This is a genomic window from Nocardiopsis sp. NPDC058789 (assembly GCF_042745575.1).
Taxonomy (GTDB): Bacteria; Actinomycetota; Actinomycetes; order Streptosporangiales; family Streptosporangiaceae; genus Nocardiopsis; species Nocardiopsis eucommiae.
On the sequence record NZ_JBHYOW010000002.1, the window covers coordinates 441,859 to 465,020 of the forward strand.

Annotated in this window: 20 protein-coding genes; 16 read left to right on the forward strand and 4 right to left on the reverse strand. The window is 70.8% G+C overall.

Annotation, left to right across the window (positions count from 1 at the left end; translation table 11 throughout):
- Positions 1–46 precede the first annotated feature (46 nt).
- The 10 genes from ACFW3L_RS04130 to ACFW3L_RS04175 all read left to right on the forward strand — a co-directional run bounded on the left by ACFW3L_RS04130 (position 47) and on the right by ACFW3L_RS04175 (position 11,518).
- Positions 47–985, forward strand: a complete 939-nt coding sequence (locus tag ACFW3L_RS04130; RefSeq protein ID WP_378736117.1) for a DUF5996 family protein — start codon at positions 47–49, stop codon at positions 983–985.
- A gap of 109 nt (positions 986–1,094) precedes the next feature.
- On the forward strand, positions 1,095–1,382 hold the full coding sequence (locus ACFW3L_RS04135; protein WP_378736119.1) for a GNAT family N-acetyltransferase: 288 nt from the start codon (positions 1,095–1,097) through the stop codon (positions 1,380–1,382).
- A 129-nt stretch (positions 1,383–1,511) separates the two neighbouring features.
- Positions 1,512–3,011, forward strand: a complete 1,500-nt coding sequence (locus ACFW3L_RS04140; protein WP_378736121.1) for an alanine/glycine:cation symporter family protein — start codon at positions 1,512–1,514, stop codon at positions 3,009–3,011.
- Positions 3,012–3,233: 222 nt separating this feature from the next.
- The gene (locus tag ACFW3L_RS04145) at positions 3,234–3,833 is read left to right on the forward strand and encodes a GNAT family N-acetyltransferase (protein WP_378736123.1); all 600 of its coding nucleotides are present in this window, start codon (positions 3,234–3,236) and stop codon (positions 3,831–3,833) included.
- 398 nt (positions 3,834–4,231) lie between these two features.
- Entirely contained in the window at positions 4,232–4,441 is a 210-nt protein-coding gene (locus tag ACFW3L_RS04150; RefSeq protein ID WP_352388309.1) for a heavy-metal-associated domain-containing protein, read from the forward strand.
- A gap of 1 nt (position 4,442) precedes the next feature.
- On the forward strand, positions 4,443–4,646 hold the full coding sequence (locus tag ACFW3L_RS04155) for a hypothetical protein (protein ID WP_378736126.1): 204 nt from the start codon (positions 4,443–4,445) through the stop codon (positions 4,644–4,646).
- Positions 4,647–4,663: 17 nt separating this feature from the next.
- Positions 4,664–6,952 (forward strand): heavy metal translocating P-type ATPase, encoded by a 2,289-nt coding sequence (locus tag ACFW3L_RS04160; RefSeq protein WP_378736128.1) that lies wholly within the window; start codon positions 4,664–4,666, stop codon positions 6,950–6,952.
- Positions 6,953–7,198: 246 nt separating this feature from the next.
- The gene (locus ACFW3L_RS04165) at positions 7,199–8,485 is read left to right on the forward strand and encodes a cytochrome P450 (protein WP_378736196.1); all 1,287 of its coding nucleotides are present in this window, start codon (positions 7,199–7,201) and stop codon (positions 8,483–8,485) included.
- Entirely contained in the window at positions 8,482–9,579 is a 1,098-nt protein-coding gene (locus tag ACFW3L_RS04170) for a cytochrome P450 (RefSeq protein WP_378736130.1), read from the forward strand. Before ACFW3L_RS04165 ends, ACFW3L_RS04170 begins: the two co-directional genes overlap by 4 nt.
- Before the next feature lie 235 nt (positions 9,580–9,814).
- A complete protein-coding gene (locus ACFW3L_RS04175; RefSeq protein WP_378736132.1) occupies positions 9,815–11,518 on the forward strand; it encodes a serine/threonine-protein kinase in 1,704 nt (567 codons plus the stop codon).
- On the opposite strand, the gene ACFW3L_RS04180 is transcribed toward ACFW3L_RS04175, so the two are convergent.
- From ACFW3L_RS04180 to ACFW3L_RS04190, 3 genes are all read right to left on the reverse strand, one after another.
- Complete coding sequence (locus ACFW3L_RS04180; RefSeq protein WP_378736134.1) at positions 11,515–12,915, reverse strand: glutamate decarboxylase; 1,401 nt, start codon at positions 12,913–12,915, stop codon at positions 11,515–11,517. The two genes, ACFW3L_RS04175 and ACFW3L_RS04180, sit on opposite strands and share 4 nt — an antisense overlap.
- A gap of 78 nt (positions 12,916–12,993) precedes the next feature.
- The gene (locus ACFW3L_RS04185; RefSeq protein ID WP_378736136.1) at positions 12,994–13,683 is read right to left on the reverse strand and encodes a response regulator; all 690 of its coding nucleotides are present in this window, start codon (positions 13,681–13,683) and stop codon (positions 12,994–12,996) included.
- Positions 13,680–14,843 (reverse strand): sensor histidine kinase, encoded by a 1,164-nt coding sequence (locus tag ACFW3L_RS04190; protein ID WP_378736138.1) that lies wholly within the window; start codon positions 14,841–14,843, stop codon positions 13,680–13,682. The genes ACFW3L_RS04185 and ACFW3L_RS04190 overlap by 4 nt, the downstream gene beginning before the upstream one ends.
- Before the next feature lie 147 nt (positions 14,844–14,990).
- Between ACFW3L_RS04190 and ACFW3L_RS04195 the strand changes: the two genes are divergently transcribed.
- Entirely contained in the window at positions 14,991–15,233 is a 243-nt protein-coding gene (locus ACFW3L_RS04195; RefSeq protein WP_378736140.1) for a hypothetical protein, read from the forward strand.
- Between the two features lie 105 nt (positions 15,234–15,338).
- A complete protein-coding gene (locus tag ACFW3L_RS04200) occupies positions 15,339–16,154 on the forward strand; it encodes an NAD(P)H-binding protein (RefSeq protein ID WP_378736142.1) in 816 nt (271 codons plus the stop codon).
- A gap of 49 nt (positions 16,155–16,203) precedes the next feature.
- Here the strand turns inward: ACFW3L_RS04200 and ACFW3L_RS04205 are convergent, their stop codons facing one another.
- Positions 16,204–17,358, reverse strand: a complete 1,155-nt coding sequence (locus ACFW3L_RS04205) for an acyl-CoA dehydrogenase family protein (RefSeq protein WP_378736198.1) — start codon at positions 17,356–17,358, stop codon at positions 16,204–16,206.
- Between the two features lie 121 nt (positions 17,359–17,479).
- On the opposite strand from ACFW3L_RS04205, the gene ACFW3L_RS04210 reads away from it, so the two are divergent.
- The 4 genes from ACFW3L_RS04210 (at position 17,480) to ACFW3L_RS04225 (ending at position 23,020) form a co-directional block, all read left to right on the forward strand.
- Positions 17,480–18,181: a TetR/AcrR family transcriptional regulator gene (locus ACFW3L_RS04210; protein WP_378736144.1), complete on the forward strand. Its 702-nt coding sequence runs from the start codon at positions 17,480–17,482 to the stop codon at positions 18,179–18,181.
- Positions 18,182–18,269: 88 nt separating this feature from the next.
- Positions 18,270–19,895, forward strand: a complete 1,626-nt coding sequence (locus tag ACFW3L_RS04215) for a peptide chain release factor 3 (RefSeq protein ID WP_378736146.1) — start codon at positions 18,270–18,272, stop codon at positions 19,893–19,895.
- A gap of 779 nt (positions 19,896–20,674) precedes the next feature.
- Positions 20,675–21,961, forward strand: coding sequence for a citrate synthase (locus tag ACFW3L_RS04220; RefSeq protein ID WP_378736148.1), 1,287 nt, complete (start codon positions 20,675–20,677; stop codon positions 21,959–21,961).
- Between the two features lie 222 nt (positions 21,962–22,183).
- Positions 22,184–23,020: an HdeD family acid-resistance protein gene (locus tag ACFW3L_RS04225; RefSeq protein WP_378736150.1), complete on the forward strand. Its 837-nt coding sequence runs from the start codon at positions 22,184–22,186 to the stop codon at positions 23,018–23,020.
- Positions 23,021–23,162: the final 142 nt, after the last annotated feature.

Consider the following 23,162-nt stretch of genomic DNA (forward strand, 5'->3'; position numbering starts at 1 on the left):
CCGCGCGAACGCGCCGCCACGTGACCAGACCAGGAGAACCGTCACCATGGAGCTGTTCCCCGCGTTGCCGCTCGACGAGTGGTACGACACCAAGCAGACCCTGCACCGCTTCGAGCAGATCGTCGGCAAGGTCCGGCTGGCCCACAGTCCCCGCCGCAACCACTGGTGGCACGTGCCCTTCCACCTGACCGGCACGGGCGTGACGTCCCGCCCGATGGGGCTGGTGGACGGCAACCCGGTCTTCACGGTGGACTTCGACTTCGTCCGTCACGAGCTGGTGGCGTCGAACCTGGAGGGGCACACCGCGAGCTTCCCGCTCCAGGGGCACACCGTGTCCTCGTTCTACCTCCAGTTCCAGTCGGCCCTGGACAGCCTGGGCGTGGACGGCAGCGTCCCGCTGGCCACCCCCTTCGACCTCCCGGACACCGGCCGCCCCTTCGCGGAGGACGTCCAGCACGCCACCTACGTGCCCGAGCACGCCAACCGGTACTGGCGGATCCTGAGCCAGGTGAACCTCGTGCTGGAGGAGTTCGCGTCCTCCTTCTCCGGCAAGACCAGCCCGGTGCACCACTTCTGGCACACGTTCGACATCGCCGTCACCCGCTTCTCACCGCACCCGATCGACCAGCCGAGGCAGGCGGGCGCACTGGTGCGCGAGGCCTACTCGCGCGAGGTGGTCAGCTTCGGTTTCTGGTTCGGTGACGACGACGTCCCCGAACCCTGCTTCTACGCCTACGCGGCCCCCGAACCGGAGGGGCTCACCCAGGAGCCACTCAGCCCCGTCGAGGCGGAGTGGCGGCCCAGCGGCCACGGACACCTGGCACTGCTGCGCTACGCCGACGCCCGTGAGCACCCCGATCCCCGTGCGGCGGTCCTCGGGTTCCTGGAGAGCGCCTACCGGGCCGGGGCGGGGAGGCTGGGGTGGGACATCGACGCCCTGGCGTGCCCCGGCGGCGTCACCGACCCCCACCTCGGGGGGCACTGAACCCCGGAGGGGTGTGCGTGGGCGGGTCCGGCAGGGAACATGACATCCTGTGGGGCCCACGACGCGCGCGCCACGCGCGTGCGACACGCACGAGTCAGGGGAAGTGGCCATGGAGTTGTCCGTCGTCGACGTGCCGGAACGATCGCGCTACGAGGTGAGCGCCGACGGCAGGGTGGTCGGCTTCTCCGCCTACCACCTCATCTCCGAGGGGGTCCTGGCCCTGCCGCACGTGGAGGTGGAGTCCGCCGTCGAGGGGCGGGGGGTGGCCAGCGAGCTGATGCGCCGGTCCCTGGACGAGATCCGGGAGCGGGGACTGCGGATCGTGCCCGTCTGCCCCTTCGCCCGCGCCTTCCTCGAGCGCAACCCGGAGTACGCGGACCTCGTTCACGAGGGGTGACGCGGTCGGGACGACCGAATAACGGAAGAGTCACCATCCGGGTACAGTGCGCTCCGGATGGTGTTCCGTGCCCGTTTCGGGGCATGGGTCGGCGGTTGTCCCTGTTTGGAGCGAAGGAGCCCCACCGCCGTGCTACTGGCAGACGCAGTACCCACCCTCGACGCCCGCGTCACGGACGCGATCGGCACCTTCAACGACGACTTCTTCTGGGCGTGGGTCCTGATCCCGCTCCTGATCGTGGTGAGCGTGTACATCACCGTCCGGAGCGGGCTCGTGCAGTTCCGACTGTTCCCGGAGATGTTCCGGGTGCTGAAGAGCAAGCCCGAGGTCGCGCCCGACGGCAAGAAGGCGGTCTCCTCGCTCCAGGCCTTCTTCATCTCGGCCGCGGCCCGGATCGGCACGGGCAACATCATCGGCGTCTCGATCGCCATCTCCCTGGGAGGTCCCGGAGCGGTCTTCTGGATGTGGGCGATGGCGCTGGTGGTCTGTGGCGCGAGCTTCGTGGAGTCCACGCTCGCGCAGCTGTACAAGGTCCGCCACTCGGCGGGGTACCGGGGCGGGCCCGCCTACTACATCGAGCGCGGCCTGGGGCAGCGCTGGCTCGCCGTGGTCTTCGCGATCATCCTCATCATCACCTTCCCGATGGTGTTCAACGCGGTGCAGAGCAACACCATCACCAACACGATCGCCAACTCCGCCGGTGAGCTCGGTGCCGAGACCAACCTGCTGTTCTCCGCGATCGTGGGTGCCCTGCTGGTGGTCCTCACCGCCCTGGTGATCTTCGGCGGCGTCCGACGGATCGCCAACACCGCGCAGGCGCTCATCCCCTTCTTCGCCGGGCTGTACATCGTCATCGGTCTGATCGTCATGGCGCTGAACTGGCAGCTCGTGCCGGGCATGTTCGCCTCGATCATCCAGAACGCGTTCGGCCTGGGCGAGTTCGCGGCGGCCGCTCTGGGCGTGGTGATCATCCAGGGCGTGCGGCGGGGCATGTTCTCCAACGAGGCCGGTCTCGGTTCCGCGCCGAACGCGGCGGCCAGCGCCTCGGTCTCGCACCCGGTCAAGCAGGGCCTGGTGCAGACCCTCGGCGTCTACCTGGACACCCTGGTGGTCTGCTCGGTGACCGCCTTCATCGTCCTGCTCGGCTACCAGGGGACGCTCGACGGCACCCTGGAGGGCGACCTCACCCAGATGGCCCTGATGTCCATGCTCGGGCCCTGGGCGCTGCACCTCATGACCCTCATCATCTTCCTGGTCGCGTTCACCTCGGTGCTCGGCAACTACTACTACGGCGAGTCCAACATCGAGTACCTGACCGGCAACGGGAACGTGCTGTTCGGCTACAAGGTCGTCTTCCTCGTCGCCACCTTCCTGGGGTCGCTGGGTTCGATCGACCTGATCTGGACCCTGGCGGACACCACGATGGGCATGATGGCGCTGGTCAACCTGATCGCCATCACCCCGCTGACGGTGATCGCCTGCCGTCTGCTCAAGGACTACACGGACCAGCGCAAGCAGGGCCTGGACCCGGTCTTCACCAGGGACCGGATGCCGGACGTGCGCGGGGTGGAGTGCTGGGAGCCGGCCGAGGACGCCGAGGTCCGGGAGAAGGAGGGGCTCTCCTCCTGACCGAGGGCCGACGGGGGCGCGTCCGAGCGGTTCGGGCGTGCCCCCGTGTGCTTCCCAGGGGTCCCCGACGGCTCAGGCGGCGCTGGGTTCACTTCCGAAAGCACACAAATCCCTAACGGTAGGAGCTTTCAGGCATCCGTGTTCTTTCGGTCACCGCGGATCATCGCTAGTGTGCTGGATCACAGTTGTGGCGGTCAGAGTTGTGTCTCGCGAGGGAGTCCGATGTCCATCGTCTCAATCGAGCCCGCCACCGCCGAGCGGTGGGATGACCTGGAGAACCTGTTCGGACCGACCGGAGCGTACGGGCACTGTTGGTGCACGTTCTTCCGAAGACGCGCCAAGGACCACACGGCGAGCGTGTCCTGCGACCGGTCCACGCGGGGTCTGGACAACAAGGAGGAGTTGCGTCGACTGACCCAGGACGGTCGTGTCCCCGGGCTGATCGCCTATGACGGGGACGGCCCCTGCGGCTGGGTCTCTGTGGCGCCGCGGGAGGACTTCATCCGCCTGTCCCGCTCGCGGACGCTGCGCCCGGCCGATCCCGACGAACCCGGGGTGTGGTCCCTGGTGTGCTTCTGGCTGCCGCCGCGCAGACGCAAGCGCGGAATGGGCAGCCGCCTGCTGGACGGTGCGATCGAGTACGCCCGTGCGGGCGGGGGGAGGGTCCTGGAGGCCTACCCCGTGGACACGGCGGGCGGGCGCGCCCCCAGCGCCGAGGTCTACACCGGCACGGTCGAGATGTTCCGCAGGGCCGGGTTCACGCTGGAGGGGCACCATCTGAGTGAGCGTGTGGTGGCCCGGCTGGAGCTCAAGGCCGAGTAGCCCACCCCCGCGGCCGAGTCCCCGATCCCCCAGTCCCCCGTCACCCCCTTCCGCTCCTCCCTCCTCCGGCCGCCCGGACGGTGTCCGACAAACGGGGGGAGGGTATCCGGAACACGACTTCTCCCGGTCAGCGCGGGTACGTCGCCAGAACGGCGGCCCCGGGGTGTCCGATGATCCAAGGGGTCCCCGCGCGCGTCGCGGGGGCCCCTTCTCGTGCGCCCGTCCGCTCCTGCCAGGGGTTCCATCGACTCCTGGTACCCCCCTGGGGTACGCTGGGCCGCGTGTTCCGCGTCGAGGTGGCGCCGGTGTTTGACAGGCATATACCCCAGGGGGGTATATTGGGCCTCGTAGGAACGCGAGGCCGCGCACCTGCGCGGCAGAACCACCAGGAGGCAGCAATGGCCAGCACCGCCGTCTACACCGTCGAGGGCATGAGCTGCGGACACTGCGTCAACTCGGTCACCGAGGAGGTCAGCGGGATCACCGGCGTCACCGACGTCAAGGTCGACCTGGAGAGCAGGAGCGTCACCGTCACCGCCGAGAGCCGGATCGACGACGCGGCCGTGCGCGCCGCGATCGACGAGGCCGGGTACGAGGTGGCGAGCTGACATGGGTGTGACCGCGAAGCTCGCGCTGTACGCGGTGGGTCTCGTGGTCGTGTTCGTCGCGGCGTTCGGGGTCGGCACGCTCGTCGGCCCCGTCCTGCCGGACCAGACCGGAGGGTCCACGGAGAGCGTGGAGTACCCGGCCCCCGCCGAACAGGACCACGACGGCACCGAGCGGGACCACGCCGACGACGGCGTCGACCACTGACCATCCTGGAGCGGCATATGAGTAGCAGCAAGACGGCGTCCGCCGCGGTGGAGCCGGTGGAACTGGCGATCGGCGGGATGACCTGCGCGGCCTGTGCCAACCGGGTGGAGAAGCGCCTCAACAAGGTGGAGGGTGTCACCGCCACCGTCAACTTCGCGACGGAGAAGGCCCGTGTCACCTTCGAGGGCGCGGCGGTCCCGGTCGAGGACCTGGTCGCCCAGGTCGAGAGGGCGGGCTACACCGCCACCGTGCCACGGACCGAACCCGAGACCACCGGCGGCGCGGCCGACCCGGCCGACCCCACCCAGGCCCTGTGGAACCGCGCCCTGGTCTCCCTCGTGCTGTCCGTCCCCGTCATCGCGATGGCGATGGTCCCGGCACTCCAGTTCACCTACTGGCAGTGGGCCTCGCTCGCCCTGGCCGCGCCGGTCGTGGTCTGGGGCGCACTGCCCTTCCACGTCGCCGCGTGGAAGAACCTCAGGCTGGGCACCGCCACCATGGACACCCTGGTCTCCCTGGGTGTCACCTCGGCCTTCCTGTGGTCCCTCTACGCCCTCTTCCTGGGCACGGCGGGAACCCCGGGCATGACCCACCCCTTCGAGTTCACCATCGCCCGCACCGACGGGTCCGGCAACGTCTACCTGGAGGTCGCGGCGGGCGTCACCTCCTTCATCCTCCTCGGGAAGTTCTTCGAGGCGCGCTCCAAGCGCCGCGCCGGGGCGGCCCTGCGCGCGCTCCTGGAGATGGGCGCCAAGGAGGTCGCCGTCCTGCGCGGTACCGGCGGCGCGGCCCGCGAGGAGCTGGTCCCCGTGGACCAGCTCGCGGTCGGTGACCGCTTCGTGGTCCGCCCCGGCGAGAAGATCGCCACGGACGGCACCGTGGAGGAGGGCACCTCCGCCGTCGACATGAGCATGCTCACCGGCGAGTCCGTCCCGGTCGAGGTCGAAACCGGCTCCGCCGTGGTCGGGGCCACCGTCAACGCGGGCGGCCGACTGGTCGTGCGGGCCTCCCGGGTCGGCTCCGACACCCAGCTCGCGCAGATGGCGCGCCTGGTCGAGGACGCCCAGAACGGCAAGGCCGCGGTGCAGCGGCTCGCCGACCGGGTCTCGGGGGTGTTCGTGCCCGTCGCCATCATGATCGCCGTCGCCTCGCTCGGGTTCTGGCTCGGCACCGGTGACCCGGTCGGGGCGGCCTTCACCGCCGCCGTGGCCGTGCTGATCATCGCCTGCCCCTGCGCCCTCGGACTGGCCACCCCGATGGCCCTGATGGTGGGCACCGGGCGCGGCGCCCAGCTCGGCATCCTGATCAAGGGCCCCGAGGTGCTGGAGAGCACCCGGCGGGTGGACACCGTGGTGCTGGACAAGACCGGCACCGTCACCACCGGAAGGATGGCCCTGGCCGGTGTCACCGTCGCCGAGGGGGAGGACGAGGACGAGGTCCTGCGCCTGGCGGGCGCCCTGGAGAACGCCTCCGAGCACCCCATCGCCCGCGCCGTCGCCACGGGGGCCGTGGTGCGGGTCGGGGACCTGCCCACCCCGGAGGACTTCGGCAACGTCGAGGGCCTGGGCGTCCAGGGCGTCGTGGAGGGCCACGCCGTCCTCGTGGGACGGGCCGCGCTCCTGGAGGAGTGGTCCCAGCCCCTGACCGACGACCTGACCCGGGCCATGCGGGCCGCCGAGTCCGAGGGCCGCACCGCCGTCGCGGTCGGCTGGGACGGCCGGGCCCGGGGCGTCCTGGTGGTGTCCGACACCGTCAAGCCGACCAGCGCCGAGGCGGTCCGCCAGTTCCGCGACCTCGGGCTCACCCCGATCCTGCTGACCGGCGACAACGAGGCGGTGGCCCGCTCGGTCGCCGCCGAGGTGGGCATCGACGAGGTCGTCGCGGAGGTTCTGCCCAAGGACAAGGTGGACGTGGTCACCCGGCTCCAGTCCGAGGGCCGCACGGTCGCCATGGTCGGTGACGGCGTCAACGACGCCGCCGCGCTCGCCCAGGCCGACCTCGGGCTCTCCATGGGCACCGGCACCGACGTGGCCATCGAGGCCAGCGATCTCACCCTGGTCCGGGGGGACCTCCGGGCGGCCGCCGACGCGGTCCGGCTGTCCCGGCGCACGCTCGGCACCATCAAGGGCAACCTGTTCTGGGCCTTCGCCTACAACACCGCGGCGCTGCCCCTGGCCGCGATGGGCCTGCTCAACCCGATGCTCGCCGGTGCGGCGATGGCGTTGTCGAGCGTGTTCGTGGTGACCAACAGTCAGCGGTTGCGCCGGTTCCGCCCACTGGCCGGAACCGGTCAGATCGACACGTAGTAGTGGCAATGTGACTCAGGTCTCGCCTCCTTCGCGGGCGGGCCGCTAGGGTTGCGCGGAACCCCACCCCCGTGGGGCTCCGCGTCGATCCGGGCGGCCCGCCCGCGAAGCGTCGTCCACGACACGAGCACGAGAGAGGACGTCAGCTCCGCAGCCGCCCCCCGCACAGCCGAGGTCCCTTCCGTGACATCTGGATGCCCCCGCGCGAAGCTGTACCACCACGAAGCGCGACCCGACCCCTACGCCGTGTACGAACGCATGCGCGCCGAGCACGGCCCGGTGGTCCCGGTGGAGCTCGAACCCGGTGTGCACGGGTGGCTCGTCACCGACTACACCACCCTCATCTCGTGGTCGCGGGACACCACCACATTCGGGCACGACGCCCGCCTCTGGAAGGACTTCCACGAGGGGCGCGTCAGCGCCGACGCGGCGGTCCTGCCCATGATGGCTCCCCGCCCCAACGCCCTCTTCGTGGACGGCACCGAGCACCAGCGCTACCGCAGGGCGATCACCGACAGCCTCGGCGCGATCGGCTCCGACCGCTGGGTCGAGGTCACCGCACGCTACGCGAACGGGCTCATCGACCAGTTCTGCGAGCGCGGCCGGGCCGACGCCCTCAACGAGTACGCCCGGATGCTTCCCCTGCTCGTCATCAACGAGCTGTTCGGGTTCGACCGCGACCAGGGCGTGCGCTTCGTGGAGGCCATGCGCAACCTGTGGCTGGGCGTCGACACGGAGCGGTCAAACGCCCAGGCGGAACGGGCGCTGTCCGAGGTGGTCACCGCCAAGCACCGCGACCCCGGCGACGACGTCACCACCCGCCTCATCCGGCACCGCGCCGCGCTCACCGACGAGGAGGTGATCATGCAGCTCCTGCTGGTGGTCGCCGCCGCCAACGAGCCGACCGCCAACCTCATCAACGCGGGCGTGCGCGAGGTCCTGGCCGACCCCAACGCGCCGACCGACCGCGCGCCCTCCCCGACGATGCTGGCCGACATCGTCGACCGGGTGCTGTGGCGCGACCCGCCCATCACCAACTACCCCGTCATCTACCCGCGCGTGGACGTGCCGCTCGACGGCGGCCGCACCATCGAGGCGGGTTCCCCGATCCTGCTGGGCTTCGCGGCGGCCAACCGCTTCTACGTGGAGGAGAACGCGGAGCGGATGGAGGAGTCCCGCAACCGGGCCCACGTGGCCTGGGGCGCCGGACCGCACCGCTGCCCGGCACGCGAGGAGGCCACCACGATCACGATGGTCGCGCTGCGCACCCTCCTCGACCGCCTGCCGGGGCTCAGGGTGGAGGTGCCGCCGGAGGACCTGCGCTGGCAGCTGTCCGCCCTGTCCTGGATCCCCGTCACCCTTCCCGTGCGCTTCAACCCCCAGATCCCCCCGCCCCCCACCCCCGTCGAAGGAACTCCATGGAACGCGTCGGACTCGCGCCCGGAAACCTCCGCGCGCAGAGCACCCACCTCCGGAAGATCGCCCCTGTCGTCCCTGTCCAGCTTCCTGGTGAGGTTGACGCGTGGGTCGTGACCACCCACGAGGCCGTCAGCGCGGCCTTGGCCGACCCGCGTGTGCAGAAGGACAAGAAGTACTGGACGGCCTTCAACGCCGGGGAGATCCCGGCGGACTGGCCGCTGATCTCGTGGATCATCAACGAGAACATGCTCTCCAAGGACGGTGAGGACCACACCCGTCTGCGCCGACTCGTCTCCAAGGCCTTCACCCCGCGCCGGGTCGAACTGCTGCGCGGGGGAGTCGTCGCCATCGTGGAGTCGCTCCTGGACGACCTGGAGCGGGCGGCAGAGGAGAGCCCGGACGGGGTCGTGGACCTCCGGGCCGTCGTCTCCCAGCCGCTGCCGCTCACCGTGATCAGCGAGCTGTTCGGGGTGGACGAGGCGACGCGGCCCCGCCTGCACGGGCCGGTCGGCGTCTTCTTCGACCAGAGCGTCACCCCCGAGGAGGCGATGTCCACCTTCCTCGAACTGTGGGGCGTGCTCACCGAACTGGTGGAGACCAAGCGCGCCGCACCCGGCGACGACCTCACCAGCGCCCTCATCGCCGCCCGCGACGAGGAGGACCGGCTCACCGAGGACGAGCTCATCTGGAACCTGGTGCTGTTCGTCAGCGCCGGCTACGAGACCACGATGAACCTGATCTCCAACGCGGTGCGGGCGCTCACGCACCACCGCGACCAGCTCGACCTGGTCGTGGCGGGGAAGGTCGAGTGGTCCAAGGCCGTCGAGGAGGTGCTGCGCTGGGACCCGCCCGGCCAGTACGTGCCGATGCGCTACACCACGGAGGACATGGAACTGGCGGGGGTGGCGATCCCCAAGGGCGAACCGCTTCTGCTGGGCTACGGTTCGGCCAGCCGGGACGACGCTCGCCACGGGCCCACCTCCGAGGAGTTCGACGTCACCCGTGAGGACAGCTCACACCTGTCCTTCTCCCACGGCCGCCACTACTGCCTGGGGGCGAGCCTGGCCCGGATGGAGGTGAACGAGGTGCTGCCGCGCCTGTTCGCGCGCTTCCCCGACCTGGCCGTGGCCGTGGACGACGCCGACCTGGTCCCGGCGCCGTCGATCATCGCCTCCGGGGTCGACGCCCTCCCGGTCCGACTGCGCTGACCGACGCCCCCGTCCCGCCGGAGGTCACACCGACGACCTCCGGCGGGATTCGTGCACCTCAGGGAGGGTTGCGGGCGGTTCGTGCCCTGCGGGAACGGGGTTGGCACCTTCGGGAGAGCACCAAGGAGCGGGGCGGCATCCTAGACTCGGCACGGTCCCCCGGCCCTCTCGACCCCTGCCCTGTCCCGCCCTCCTCCCACGGAAGGGCACCTCCCCCGAAGAGGATCGCGCGCACATGAACAGTTCGGAATCCGACCCCGGCCGTGTCCTGGTCAACCGGTACCGCCTGGACGAGGTCATCGGCGCGGGCGGCATGGGACGGGTCTGGCGCGGCACGGACACCCTGCTCGACCGCCCGGTCGCGGTCAAGGAGCTGACCACGCCGCCGAACCTGCCTCCGCACGAGGTCGACGTCCTGCGCACCCGCATGATCCGCGAGGCCCGCAGCGCCGCCCAGCTCAGCCACCCCTCCATCATCACGGTGTTCGACGTGGCCGAGGAGGACGGCCGCCCGTGGATCGTGATGGAGCTCGTCCGGGGGCCCTCCCTCGGGGACCTCATCAAGGACGAGGGCGCGCTGGAGGTCCCCCGTGCGGCCAACGTCGGTGAGCAGATGGCCGCCGGGCTGGCCGAGGCGCACGACCGCGGCATCGTGCACCGCGACATCAAGCCCGGCAACGTGCTCATCGCCGGGAACGACCGCGCCGTCCTCACCGACTTCGGCATCGCCCACCTGGACGGTTCCACCCACCTGACCAGCACCGGACTGCTGATCGGCTCACCGAGCTACCTCGCCCCGGAGATCGCGCACGGCCGCGCGGCCACGCCCGCCTCCGACATGTGGGCGCTCGGCATCACCCTCTACCAGGCGGTGGAGGGCTCGCTGCCGTTCGACCGCCCCACCCCGATGGCGACCCTGACCGCCATCGTCACGCAGGACCTGCCGGAGACCCCCAACGCGGGAGCGCTCCGACCGGTCCTGGAGGCACTCACGGAGAAGCGTCCCGAGGACCGGCCGTCGGTCCTCGAGGTGCGGGCCCTCCTGCGGGAGATCCGGGACTCCGGTTCGACCAGCACCACCATGCTGGCTCCCTCCCTGGAACCGGCCCCGGAGGACCCCTCCGACTGGAACCGGGTGACCGACCAGGGCACCGTGCACCGCGCGGTCAGCGCCGCCGAGGCCGCGCCCGCCCCGGCTCCGCCGCCCGCCGCCGTCCCCCGACGGCCCCGGGAGCGCACGGCCGGATCGCGGAGCCGGACGCTGTTGGTCGCGGCCGCCGCCGTCGCCCTGCTGCTGGTGGTCGGCGCGACCACGCTGTTCGTCAGCATGAACCGCTCGGACGACGCCGACGCCGGGCTCGCCGGTTCCAGCGAGGAACAGGCCGCCGGAGGCGCCCCGGAGGAGGCCGCCACCGAGGAGGGGACCGAGGACACCGCCGAGGGCGACGCGGGAGCGGACGAGGAGGAGGCGCCGGAGGACGAGGAGGAGGCCGACGACCAGTGGGACTTCCTCGACCGCCACGAGGACTCCAGCGGCTTCTCCGTCGACGTTCCCGGGAACTGGGAGGTCGACCGCCAGGGCCACATGGTCTACTTCCGCAACCCGGACGGCGGGTACCTGCTGGTGGACCAGACGGACAACCCCAACGACGACGCCGGTGACGACTGGCGCGACTTCGAGCCGACCGGCCGCCAGAACTTCTCCGGCTACTCGCTGATCGGCATCGAGGACGTGGACGGCGGCTGGGCCGACGACTACGTCAGCGCCGCCGACTGGGAGTTCACCTTCAGCGGGCGCGACGGCGAGATGCACGCCATCAACCGCGGCTTCCACACCGAGGACGTCGGCTACGCCCTCTTCCTCGTCAGCGCCGACGAGCAGGACTACAACCACGAGCTCCTCGACCGCATCTCCGAGTCCTTCGAACCCGCCTCCTAGGTTCCCGGAGGGAGGACGGTCGATCCGGCGCCGTGGTTGAAGCCGCCCGCCTCGTCCCGCGTGAGCGAGGGCGTGGGCGGGTGGCCGCGCAGGTGTTCGATCGCGCGCTCCAGGTCGTTCAGGAACAGGTCGGCCATGTCGTGGCTGAACCCGTGCCGCACCAGCACGCGCTGGATGACCTCGTCCTGGCGGTCGGCGGGCAGCGGGTAGGCCGGGACCAGCCAGCCCCGGGTCCGCAGGCGGTCGGCCAGGTCGTACAGGGTGAAGGGTTCGTCACCGACCATCCGCCACGCCACGGCGCTGATGCCCCGGTCCGGGTCGCCGCCGTGGATGATCTCGAACGGGCCCATCGCGGCCACCCGCGAGGCCAGGTGCCGGGCGGTCTCCAGCTGGGCGCCGTGCACGCGCCGGTAGCCCTCGCGGCCCAGGCGGACGAAGTCGTAGTACTGCGAGATCACCTGCCCGCCGGGGCGCGAGAAGTTCAGGCTGAAGGTGGCCTCGGTCCCGCCCAGGTAGCTGACCTGGAACACGAGCTCCTCCGGCAGGTCCTCGGGGGTGCGCCAGACCGCCCACCCCGCGCCGAGCGGGGCCAGGCCGGTCTTGTGCCCGGAGGCGTTGATCGAGCGGACCCGGGGCAGCCGGAAGTCCCACACGAGGTCGGGAGTGGAGAACGGGGCGACGAAGGCGCCGTTCGCGCCGTCCACGTGGATGCGGATGTCGTGGCCGGTGCGCTCCTCGAACCGGTCGAGGGCGGCGGCGATACCCCGGACGTCCTCGAACAGCCCCGTGAAGGTCTGACCGAAGTTGCAGACCACCATGATGGTGTTCTCGTCGCAGTGGCGGTCGACGTCGTCCGGTTCCATCAGGTACCGGTCGCCCCGCAGGGGGACCTGGCGGAGCTCGACGTCGAAGTAGCGGGCGAACTTCTCCCAGCACACCTGGACCGGGCCGCAGACGAGGTTGGGCCGGTCGGTGGGCTTCCCCTCCGCAGCGCGGCGCCGCCGCCAGGCGAACTTGGCGGCGAGCCCGCCGAGCATGGCGGCCTCGCTGGAACCGGTGGTGGAGGTGCCCGGGGCCGCGACGGGGTCGGGGGAGTGCCACAGGTCGGCCAGCATGCGCACGCAGCGCTTCTCCAGCTCCGCCGTCTGCGGGTACTCGTCCTTGTCGATCATGTTCTTGTCGAGCGACTCGTCCATGAGCCGGTGCACCTCGGGCTCCACCCAGGTGGTGCAGAAGGTGGCGAGGTTCATCCGGGAGACGCCGTCGAGCATGAGCTCGTCGTGGACCAGCTGGTAGGCCACGCGCGCCTCGGTGCCCCGTTGGGGGAAGCCCTCCTTGGGCGCGCCGCGGCGCATCAGCCGCTCCGCGTAGACGTCGGCGTCGTCGTGCTCGCCCATGGACCCCCCTCGTCCCCGTGACCGGTCACCACCAGTATGCGATCCGGAGCCCCGCTGAGCTGGGAGGACCCGCGCGGGTCAGCCCTCGTCGAGGAGCCTGGCGTCGTGCACGAGGAGGGCGATCTGCACGCGGTTGTTCAGGTCCAGCTTGGTCAGGACGCTGGACACGTGGGTCTTGACCGTCGGCACGCTCAGGAACAGCCGCGCGGCGATGTCCGCGTTGGAACGCCCCTCGCCCACCGCCACCGCCACCTCGGTCTCCCGCGCGTTCAGCAGGGACAGGCGGGCCCGGGCCCGGTCCGCGCGCCCGCCCTGGTCGCTCTGGGCGACCCGGTCCATGAGCCGCCGCGTGACGTTCGGGGACAGCACGGGGAACCCCCGCGCCACCCGCCGGACCGACTCCACGATCTCCTCCGGCGGGGTGTCCTTGAGCAGGAACCCGGCCGCCCCCGCGCGCAGGGCCCGCAGCACGTGCTCGTCGGCGTCGAAGGTGGTGAGCACCAGCACCTCAGGCGGGTCGGGGAGCGCGCGCAGCCTCTCGGTGGCGGTCAGCCCGTCCACCGTGGGCATGCGGATGTCCATCAGGACCACGTCCGGCGCGTGCCGCTCGACCAGCTCCTGGACCGCGGACCCGTCCTCGGCCTCCGCGAGCACCCGCACGTCCGGGGCGCCGCCCATCATCATCACCAGGCCGACCCGCACCAGGGCGTCGTCGTCGACGATCACCACACCGATCCGACGGTCCACGTCCCGCTCCGTTTCGCTCATGAGGGCCACGGTAGCCAGGCGGACAGGCGCCAGCCACCATCGGCGGTCGCGCCGTACTCCAGGCGGCCGGAGGCGAGGGAGACCCGCTCGGTCAGGCCGACCATGCCCTGGCCGCCGCCGGGTGCCTCCGGTGTGCGGACGGCGGGTCCGTTGCCCACCTCCACGTTCAGCCCCCGGCCCGGGGAGCCCGAGATCCGCACGGACGTGCGGGCGCCGGGCGCGTGCTTGCGGGCGTTGGTCAGCCCCTCCTGGACGATCCGGTACGCCGTGCGCCCGGTGCGTTCGGGGACCTCACCGGAGTACTCCTCCACGAAGTCCACCCCCGCACCGGTGTCCCCGGCCTCCGCTACCAGCTGGGCGAGGTCGGCCATCGTGGGCTGGGGGAGCTCGCCCACCGGCGCGCGCAGCACGCCGATCACCTCGCGCAGGTCCTGGAGGGCCTGGTGGGCGCTCTCCCGGATCACCCCGGCGGACCGTGCGACCTCCTCGGCGGGGGCGTCCGGCCGGTACTCCAGGGCTCCCGCGTGCACGCTGAGCAGGGACAGACGGTGCCCGAGGACGTCGTGGATCTCCCGGGCGATGGACTCGCGGACCCGGTGCTGGGCCTGTTCGGCGCGCAGCTGCGCCTCGGCCTCGGCGTGCGCGGCCCGCTCCCGCAGGGAGTCGAGCAGCTGGCGGCGGTGCTGCACCGACAGGCCCCACCCGGCCGCCGCTCCCTGGAACACCGCGCTCAGCAGGAACGTGGTCACCACCGGGGTCCCGTACGGGTCGGGGTGGACCAGGGCGCCCACGTAGGAGGCCAGGAAGCTCAGTCCGAGCACCGTGAGCCCCACTCTCGGAGGGCGGTGGACGCACAGGGAGAACAGGGCGACCAGCATCGCCCCACCGGCCAGCGGGAACACCCCGGAGACCGCGACCAGGGCCACCGCGATCCCCACCGGCCAGCGGCGCCGCCACCACAGGGAGGCGCAGCAGGCCAGGGCGACCAGCTGCTCGGTGACGCGCAGGGGGTCGGGCGGGGCCGGCGGCGGGGGTTCGCCGGGCAGGGTCACCGCGCCGAGGAGTCCGAAGCCCAGGGCGGTCAGGAACATCAGGGTGTCCACGACCCAGTCCCGCGCGCCGCGCCGGTACCGGTGCCGGGAGGAGGTCGTCTCGTTCATCGTCTCGGAGTCTAGGGAGTGGACGCCGCGCAGGTGGGCGGACGGGGCGGAGTCGATACCGAAGGCCGCGAGGGACGCTACTTTGGTCGTGGGGCGACCACCCTGTGCCCGATCCGCCGGAGGGGTCCCGCTTCCTAGGCTCGTGCCATGCGCAAACCACTTCGGGCCCTGGGTGTCCTCCTCGTCCTCATGGGAGTCAGCGGGGCCGTCGACCACCTCTGGACCCAGCCGATCCTCGGGATCGTGCTCAACTCCTTCCACCGCCTGGTCGTCCAGAACGTCGCGGCGCTCCAGGAGAACGCCCTGCTCGCCAACCTGGGCCTGGCCGCCCTCGGTCTCGTCCTCGTCGTCGCCGTGGAGTCGCTGGCCGCCTCCCGTGGTCGCGGCTGAGGGACGGTGCGTCCGGGCCGTTCCACCGTTCGCGCTCGTTCCGCCCCCGGGAGTGGGTACCGTCAGCAGGCGGAGCACCCGCGCGTGAACCTGGGGGATCACCCGATGAGCACACTGGTCACCGGCGCCACCGGACAGGTGGGTCGACGTGTCCTGACCGAACTGCGCAGACGCGGCCTGCCCGCCGCCGGTGCCTCCAGGGACGGTGAGGTGCGGCTGGACTGGACCGACACCACCAGCTGGGAACCGGCGCTGGAGGGGGTGGAGAGCCTCTTCGTGACCGTTCCCATGGCCAGCGGGCTGGCCGACCGGGCCGGGGCCTTCCTGGAGAGGGCGGCCGGGTCCGGGGTGCGGACGGCGGTGCTGACCACCGCGATGGGGAGTGAGAACGGGCCGCCCGACTCCGAACAGCGCGTGTTGGAGCGCCGGGTCCGCGAGCTGTTCGACCACTGGACGGTGGTCCGCCCCAACTGGCTGGACCAGGACTTCACCGAGGGCCTCTTCGCCCGGCTGGCGCGCTCGCGCAACGGGCGTCTGGAACTTCCGCTGAGCAAGCGCGCGGAGGTCAGCTTCGTGGACGCGCGCGACGTCGCCCACACCGTCGTCGCGGCTCTGACGGACGACTCCCTGCACGGCCGTGAGTACACGCTCACCGGACCCGCCCCCGTGTCCTTCCGCGACGTCGTGCGGATGACCAAGGGGACGGAGAGTCCGGTGTGGCGGTACAAGAAGGTCGACGAGGCCGGGTTCTACTTCCGGGCCACCAACATGGGCTGGTCGGACCGGTACGTGGACACCCTCAACGAGCGGTTCCGAGCCGTCGCCGACGGCCGGGCCGCCGTGGTCACCGAGGACGTCCGCCGCGCCCTGGGGCGCGACCCCGTGCCCGTGGCCAAGTTCGTGCGGGAGTCCGTGCACTGACGGGACGCCCGCCTCCCCGGGACGGGAGGCGGGCGTCCGAACGAGGCCCCTACTTGAGGAGCTGGCGGGCCATCACCATGCGCTGGATCTGGTTGGTGCCCTCGTAGATCTGGGTGATCTTGGCGTCGCGCATCATGCGCTCCAGCGGGAAGTCCTTCACGTAGCCGGCGCCGCCCAACAGCTGCACGGCGTCGGTGGTGATCTCCATGGCGGCGTCGGAGGCGTAGCACTTGGCGGCGGCGCCGTAGAAGGCGAGGTCGTCGTCGCCGCGCTCGGACTTGGCGGCGGCCACGTAGACCATCTGCCGGGCGGTCTCCAGCTTCATGGCCATGTCCGCGAGCATGAACTGGATGCCCTGGAAGTCCGCGATCGACTTCCCGAACTGCTTGCGCTCCTTCACGTAGGCCACCGCGTGGTCCAGGGCGCCCTGGGCGATGCCGACGGCCTGCGCGCCGATGGTGACACGGGTGTGATCCAGGGTGCGCAGGGCGATCTTGAGGCCCTCGCCCGGAGCACCGACCATGCGGTCGCCGGGGATGTGGACGTCGTCGAAGAACAGCTCGCGGGTGGGGGAGCCCTTGATACCGAGCTTGCGCTCGGGCTCGCCCAGGGTGAACCCGGCGTCGTCGGCGTGGACCACGAACGCGGAGATGTTGCGGCCTCGCCTCCCCTCGGGGTCGGTGACGGCCAGGACGGTGTAGTACTCGCTGACACCGGCGTTGGTGATCCAGGACTTCTGGCCGTTCAGGACCCAGTCGTCGCCCTTGGGGGTGGCCAGGCTGCGCATGGCGGCGGTGTCGGAACCGGCCTCGCGCTCGGAGAGGCCGTAGGAGAACATCGCCTCGCCGCGCGCCACCGGCGGCAGGTAGCGCTGCTTGACCTCCTCGGAGGCGCCGAGGATGAGCGGCATGGTGCCGAGCTTGTTCACCGCCGGGATGAGGGAGGAGGAGGCGCACACACGGGCGACCTCCTCGATGATGACGCAGGTGGCGAGCGCGTCGGCGCCCACGCCCTCGTAGTCCTCGGAGATGTGCGCGGCGTGGAAGTCGGTGGCGACCAGGGCGTCCAGCGCGTTCTGCGGGAAGGCGGAGCGCTCGTCCACCTCGGCGGCGTGCGGGGCGATCTTGTCCTCGGCCACGGAGCGGACCGCCGCCCGCAGCTCCTCGTGCTCCTCGTTGGTCTTGAACAGGTCGAAGTCGCCCATCACGCTCTCCTCGTACTGGCACCGCGTGCCTGAATATGGCATTCGGTGCCAGAGTAGGAGATGATCGGGACGAAGTACACAGACGGGGTCGGATACCTTGGCGCCGGAACGGGAGGTGGACATGGCGACGACACGTGTGTCGACCCGCGAGGCCGTGCTGGCGGCGGTGCGCCTGTTCACCGACGAGGGGTTCGACGGCACCACCATGGACGGCATCGCCGCCGCCACGGGCGTGAGCCGCCGCAGCCTCTTCCGCAGGTTCGGCTCCAAGGAGGACCTCCTCTTCGCTGAGCACGACGAACTCTTCGAGACGGTCGTGCGCTACATGGACGCCTCCCCCGATCCCCCCGCGGACACGGTGGTCGCCGCCGCGCGCCTGGTCTTCCAGGGCTACGTGCGCGACCCCGAGATCACCGTCCCCCGGTACCGGCTGGTCCGCGCCCACCCCCGCCTGCGCGACCGGGAGGTGGCGATGACCGCGCGCTACCAGGCCGCGTTCAGCCGCCACCTGGCCCACAGCGCCGGGCACGACCGACCGTCCCTGGAGGACGAGATGGTCGCGGCGGCCGTCATCGCCGCCCACAACCACGTGCTGCGCGGCTGGCTGCGCGAGCCCGACGGCGGGCGGGTCTGGGAACGCTTCGACCAGGCGATGACCAGGGTCACCGACCTAGCCGCGCCCCTGCTCGGCGGCCCGGACGACGCGCCCGAGCGGGGCGGCGAGGCCCACGGCGAACGGGTCCTGGTGGCGGTCTATCCGCGGGGGGCGGACACCTCCGACCTGCTGCGACGCGTCTCGGAAGCGGTCGAGCGGGAGCGCTAGCCCGATCGGGTCCCAGCCACGTCCGTGCGCGCGTAGGCTGGACGGGGCCGAAAGCAGGGCAGCGAACGAGGCGGGGCGGACAGCGCAGATGAGCGTGGACACGGCGGGAGCGACCAAGCAGGAGTCCGAGGTCGCCCATGAGGCGGAGCGGCGGCGGACCTTCGCGGTCATCTCCCACCCCGACGCCGGTAAGTCGACGCTGACCGAGGCGCTGGCACTGCACGCCGCGGCGATCTCCTCCGCCGGCGCGGTGCACGGCAAGGGCGACCGCAAGGGCGTCACCTCGGACTGGATGGACATGGAGCAGGACCGGGGGATCTCCATCACCTCGGCCGCGCTGCGCATCGACTACGACGACCGTGTCCTCAACCTGCTGGACACCCCCGGTCACGCCGACTTCTCCGAGGACACCTACCGGGTGCTCTCGGCGGTCGACTGCGCGATCATGCTGCTGGACTCGGCCAAGGGCCTGGAGCCGCAGACCCTCAAGCTCTTCGACGTGTGCCGTGCCCGGAAGATGCCGGTCATCACGTTCGTCAACAAGTGGGACCGTCCGGGCCGAGAGCCGCTGGAGCTCCTGGACGAGATCGAGCAGCGCATCGGCCTGCGCCCGACCCCGTTGAACTGGCCGGTCGGCATCGCGGGCGACTTCCGCGGCCTGGTCGACCGCACCAGCGGCACGTACACCAAGATGACCCGGACCCCCGGCGGCGCCCAGAAGGCGATCGAGGAGGTCCTGGACGCGGACCGCGCCGCCGAGGTCGAGCTCGACGCCTGGACGCAGGCCCAGGAGGAGATCGAGCTCCTGGAGGCGCTCGGCGCCGACTTCGACCACGAGTCCTTCATGGCGGGCGAGTCCTCCCCGGTGCTCTTCGGCGCCGCGCTCTCCAACTTCGGGGTGGGCCAGCTGCTGGACACGGTCGTGGGCCTGGCCCCCGCGCCGTCGGCCAAGGTCGACGACAAGGACCGGCCGCGCCGGGTGGAGCAGCCCTTCTCCGGCCAGGTCTTCAAGATGCAGGCCAACATGGACAAGAACCACCGGGACCGGATGGCGTTCGTGCGGGTCAGCTCGGGCCGGTTCGACCGGGGCATGGTGCTCACGCACGCGCCCACCGGTCGCCCCTTCGCCACCAAGTACACCCAGGCGGTGTTCGGCTCGGACCGCTCCACCATCGACACGGCCTACCCGGGTGACGTGATCGCCCTGGTCAACGCGCACGCGCTGGCGGTGGGGGACACCCTCTTCGACGGTCCGAAGGTCGCCTTCCCGCCGATCCCCAGCTTCGCGCCCGAGCACTTCGTGGTGGCGCGCGCGGTGGACGCGGGCAAGTACAAGCAGTTCCAGCGGGGTATCGCCCAGCTCGACGCCGAGGGCGTGGTGCAGGTGCTCACCTCGGACGTGCGAGGCGAGCAGGCCCCGGTGCTGGCGGCGGTCGGCCCGCTCCAGTTCGACGTGGTCAGGCACCGGATGGAGCAGGAGTTCCGCAGCCCGATCGAGGCCTCCCCCCTGGAGTACTCGGTGGCGCGGCGCACCGACGAGGAGTCCGCGCCGACCCTGCACTCGCTGTCCGGGGCCGAGGTCCTGCGCCGCCGCTCGGACGGTGAACTGCTGGTGCTGGTCCACAACAAGTGGCGTCTGCGCGTGATCGAGCGGGACCACCCGTCGCTGTTCATGCAGGCGTTGCTCGCCGGTGGTGTCGACGAGGGCGAGTAGCCCCCGGTCACCGGCTGTCAACGCGGGGGTCGGATTTTCCGGCATTGTGCGAGGACATTGTTTACCGGCGGTGAATGCCGGTCACCCGTTGTCGACTTCGGTCACGTTCGGTGTGCCATTCACTGCCCCGTTCGGGCCCCTCGGCCCGGACGTGACGAGGGGGACGAACACCACGTCGCGGACGCGTGTGAACTCTCGTGCCCTGGGCACATACTCAGGTCCCCGGAGCGCCGGGGAAGGCGCCCGACGCGTCGCCGCCGCACCCCGACCGGGCGCGGCAGAGGCCAAGATCACCGAGTCGGGGGTGCCCCGCCTCAGCCCTTGTGATCAGGGCGAAGGTACTCTGATAGCAGGCCGCTAGGGCGTGTTCGAACACCTGGCCGCACCGAGTTCTGTTCGGGTCTGTCCGCATCTGTGAAGCGCGGGCCGAAGGACGGGCCCACGTGCGTCCCACGTGGGGTTCGGTGCGCCCAGGGGACCGGTTCAGGAGACCAGGGGCGGGTGGCGGGAGAACCCCGTCGGCGTCCGTGAAGTCTCAGGGCGATCACGACGTTATCGACGTTCGGCAAAGTCTGTAAATCTTCACTCGGTGGTAATTCTGATCACGTCTGGGTATGTGTTGCATGTCACCTGTTCGTGAATCGGTGAAACTTATATGATTTTGCTTAACCGTCGTTTAACAAAACAGAACAATAACGAGTGAACAAGATCGCGGCGGCGGATCGCCTCGCGTCTGACGCACCTCACGTATCCCCCGCCTGGAAAGGTTGACCTCGGGCATGAGCGATGACAAAGAGCGCACGGTGGAGCTCCACTACGAGGGCGGCGTGCTGAAGCTGCCGGTTTTCACCGGTACCGAGGGTGAGAGCACCATCGAGCTGAAGACCCTGCTGGGGTCGACCGGTATGACGACCCTGGATCCCGGGTTCGGCAACACCGCTTCGTGTAGCTCGAAGATCACCTACATCGATGGGGCCGCGGGCATCCTGCGTTATCGCGGGTACCCGATCGAGGACCTCGCGGTACACAGCACCTTCCTTGAGACCGCCTACCTGGTGATCTACGGCGAGCTGCCGGAACCCGGCCAGCTCAAGGAGTTCTCCGAGAAGCTGCGCGACAACGCCGACATCCCGGCCGAGATGGGCGCGTTCATCGACGCGATGCCCCGCAACGGGCACCCCATGGCGCTGATCGCCAGCGCCGTGAACACCCTCGCCGCGTACTACGACGACAGCGTGGACCCGGACGACGAGGACCAGGTCGAGCTCGCCACGATCCGGCTGATGGCCAAGCTGCCGACGATCGCGGCCCGCATCTACCGCAACTCCATCGGTGAGACCCCGATCGAGCCGGACGCCTCGCTCGACTACGTCGACAACTTCATCCGGATGACCTTCGGGGACAAGGCCCCCACCGGTGAGCTCGGCGAGCTGTTCAACAAGGCCGTCGGCATGCTGCTGGTGCTGCACGCCGACCACGAGCTGAACTGCTCCACCGCCACCGTGCGGGTGGTCGGTTCCTCCAAGGCCGACATCTACGCCAGCGTCGCCTCGGGTGTGAACGCCCTGTCCGGCCCGTCCCACGGCGGCGCCAACCAGGCCGTCCTGGAGATGCTGGAGGAGATCCGCGACTCCGGTATCTCGATCGAGGACTTCCTGGAGAAGGTCAAGGCCCGCGAGATGCGTCTCATGGGCTTCGGCCACCGGGTCTACAAGAACTTCGACCCGCGCAGCAAGGAGATCAAGGTTCTGGCCAGCCAGATCCTCGACAGCCACGACAACCCCGACGAGCTCTTCGCGCTGGCCCTCAAGCTCGAGGCCGCCGCGCTCCAGGACTCGTACTTCACGGAGCGCAAGCTCTACCCGAACGTCGACTTCTACACCGGCGTCATCTACCGCACCATGGGCTTCCCGAGCAACATGTTCACCGTGCTGTTCGCCATCGGCCGCCTGCCCGGCTGGGTCGCCCACTACCGCGAGCAGCTGCACGACCCGGCCTTCCGGATCGCCCGCCCGCGTCAGCACTACGTCGGCTCCGACGAGCGCCGTTACCCCGGCCAGGGCTAGCTCCCGCCGCAGTGCCCCGACCGCCCGCCCACGTCACCGACGAGGGCGGGCGTTCGAGCGTCCCGGCCCCGTGCGACCAGCGCCCGCCCCAGCCGGTACCAGGTGAAGAACTTCCCTTTCCGTGTATTTTGCGCACTTTCTGTCATCCGTATGCGACGTTGAGGGAAGTGGCAGAGCGTGACCCCGTAACGAGCGGGACCACACGAGGAAGGGGGCCTGGTCATGGTCCGGTACGCGTTGACAGGCAACATACTCGGAGATCTGAGCCGACACTGGTGGGTCCTGGTCGTACGCGGTGTGGTCGCGGTGGTCTTCGGTCTGGTGGCCCTGGTCTGGCCCGGCGCGAGCCTGCTGGCCCTGGCGATCATCTTCGGTGCCTTCGCGCTGGTGGACGGGGTCGCGCTCGCGTTCACCGCCTACCGTGCCGCCCCGGGGGCCCGCATGCCGCTGGGCGTCCAGGCCGGACTGAGCATCGTCCTGGGTCTGCTCGCCCTCACCTGGCCCATGGCGGCGGTCCTCGCCATCGTCTTCCTGATCGGTGCCTGGGCGATCGTCACCGGTGTCGCGGAGATCGTCACCGCCGTGCGCCTGCGCGCCCACGTCAGCTCCGAGTGGCTGCTGATCTTCGTCGGCGCCCTCTCGGTGATCTTCGGTCTCCTGGTGTGGTTCTGGCCGCTGGCGGGCGCCGAGGCGATCATGCTGGTCGTCGGTGTCTACGCCATCGTGTTCGGTGTGGTCATGGCGGTCGCGGGCTTCCAGCTGCGCGGCGCGGCGGACGGCGCGGTGCCGACCGGTGAGCAGGACACCGTGGCCGACGCCGGCCTCGACGGGGCCGACGACGGGACGGAGGCCGCCGAGCGGCCCGGCACGGAGACCTCCGGGGACGCCGACCGGCCGGTGAGCGCGTTCGACGAGGGGTACGCGGGCGGTTACACCGACGGTTACCGGGGCGAGGGGCGTGACGCGGAGCCCGACCCCGGGGACGACGGGACGGCCACGCCCCGCACGGGACGCCACCGGGCCCCGAAGGACGGGCCGAACAACCCCGGGACCCCGTAGGAGGGGCAGGAGGGGCTCAGCCGCCGCTGACGAGGAGGGGGGGGGGGGGGGCACCCCGGGGGTATGTTGCCCGGGGGGGGGGGGGGGGGGGCGGTCCTCCCTGGAGGCGAGGACGAGTCGGTACGACTGCCGCCCTCCCGCT

Coding starts and splice junctions, on each gene's coding strand:
- ACFW3L_RS04130 (WP_378736117.1), top strand. CDS start 47: ATGGAGCTGTTCCCCGCGTTGCCGCTCGACGAGTGGTACGACACCAAG.
- ACFW3L_RS04135 (WP_378736119.1), top strand. CDS start 1,095: ATGGAGTTGTCCGTCGTCGACGTGCCGGAACGATCGCGCTACGAGGTG.
- ACFW3L_RS04145 (WP_378736123.1), top strand. CDS start 3,234: ATGTCCATCGTCTCAATCGAGCCCGCCACCGCCGAGCGGTGGGATGAC.
- ACFW3L_RS04150 (WP_352388309.1), top strand. CDS start 4,232: ATGGCCAGCACCGCCGTCTACACCGTCGAGGGCATGAGCTGCGGACAC.
- ACFW3L_RS04155 (WP_378736126.1), top strand. CDS start 4,443: ATGGGTGTGACCGCGAAGCTCGCGCTGTACGCGGTGGGTCTCGTGGTC.
- ACFW3L_RS04160 (WP_378736128.1), top strand. CDS start 4,664: ATGAGTAGCAGCAAGACGGCGTCCGCCGCGGTGGAGCCGGTGGAACTG.
- ACFW3L_RS04175 (WP_378736132.1), top strand. CDS start 9,815: ATGAACAGTTCGGAATCCGACCCCGGCCGTGTCCTGGTCAACCGGTAC.
- ACFW3L_RS04180 (WP_378736134.1), bottom strand. CDS start 12,915: ATGGGCGAGCACGACGACGCCGACGTCTACGCGGAGCGGCTGATGCGC.
- ACFW3L_RS04185 (WP_378736136.1), bottom strand. CDS start 13,683: ATGAGCGAAACGGAGCGGGACGTGGACCGTCGGATCGGTGTGGTGATC.
- ACFW3L_RS04190 (WP_378736138.1), bottom strand. CDS start 14,843: ATGAACGAGACGACCTCCTCCCGGCACCGGTACCGGCGCGGCGCGCGG.
- ACFW3L_RS04195 (WP_378736140.1), top strand. CDS start 14,991: ATGCGCAAACCACTTCGGGCCCTGGGTGTCCTCCTCGTCCTCATGGGA.
- ACFW3L_RS04200 (WP_378736142.1), top strand. CDS start 15,339: ATGAGCACACTGGTCACCGGCGCCACCGGACAGGTGGGTCGACGTGTC.
- ACFW3L_RS04205 (WP_378736198.1), bottom strand. CDS start 17,358: ATGGGCGACTTCGACCTGTTCAAGACCAACGAGGAGCACGAGGAGCTG.
- ACFW3L_RS04210 (WP_378736144.1), top strand. CDS start 17,480: ATGGCGACGACACGTGTGTCGACCCGCGAGGCCGTGCTGGCGGCGGTG.
- ACFW3L_RS04215 (WP_378736146.1), top strand. CDS start 18,270: ATGAGCGTGGACACGGCGGGAGCGACCAAGCAGGAGTCCGAGGTCGCC.
- ACFW3L_RS04220 (WP_378736148.1), top strand. CDS start 20,675: ATGAGCGATGACAAAGAGCGCACGGTGGAGCTCCACTACGAGGGCGGC.
- ACFW3L_RS04225 (WP_378736150.1), top strand. CDS start 22,184: ATGGTCCGGTACGCGTTGACAGGCAACATACTCGGAGATCTGAGCCGA.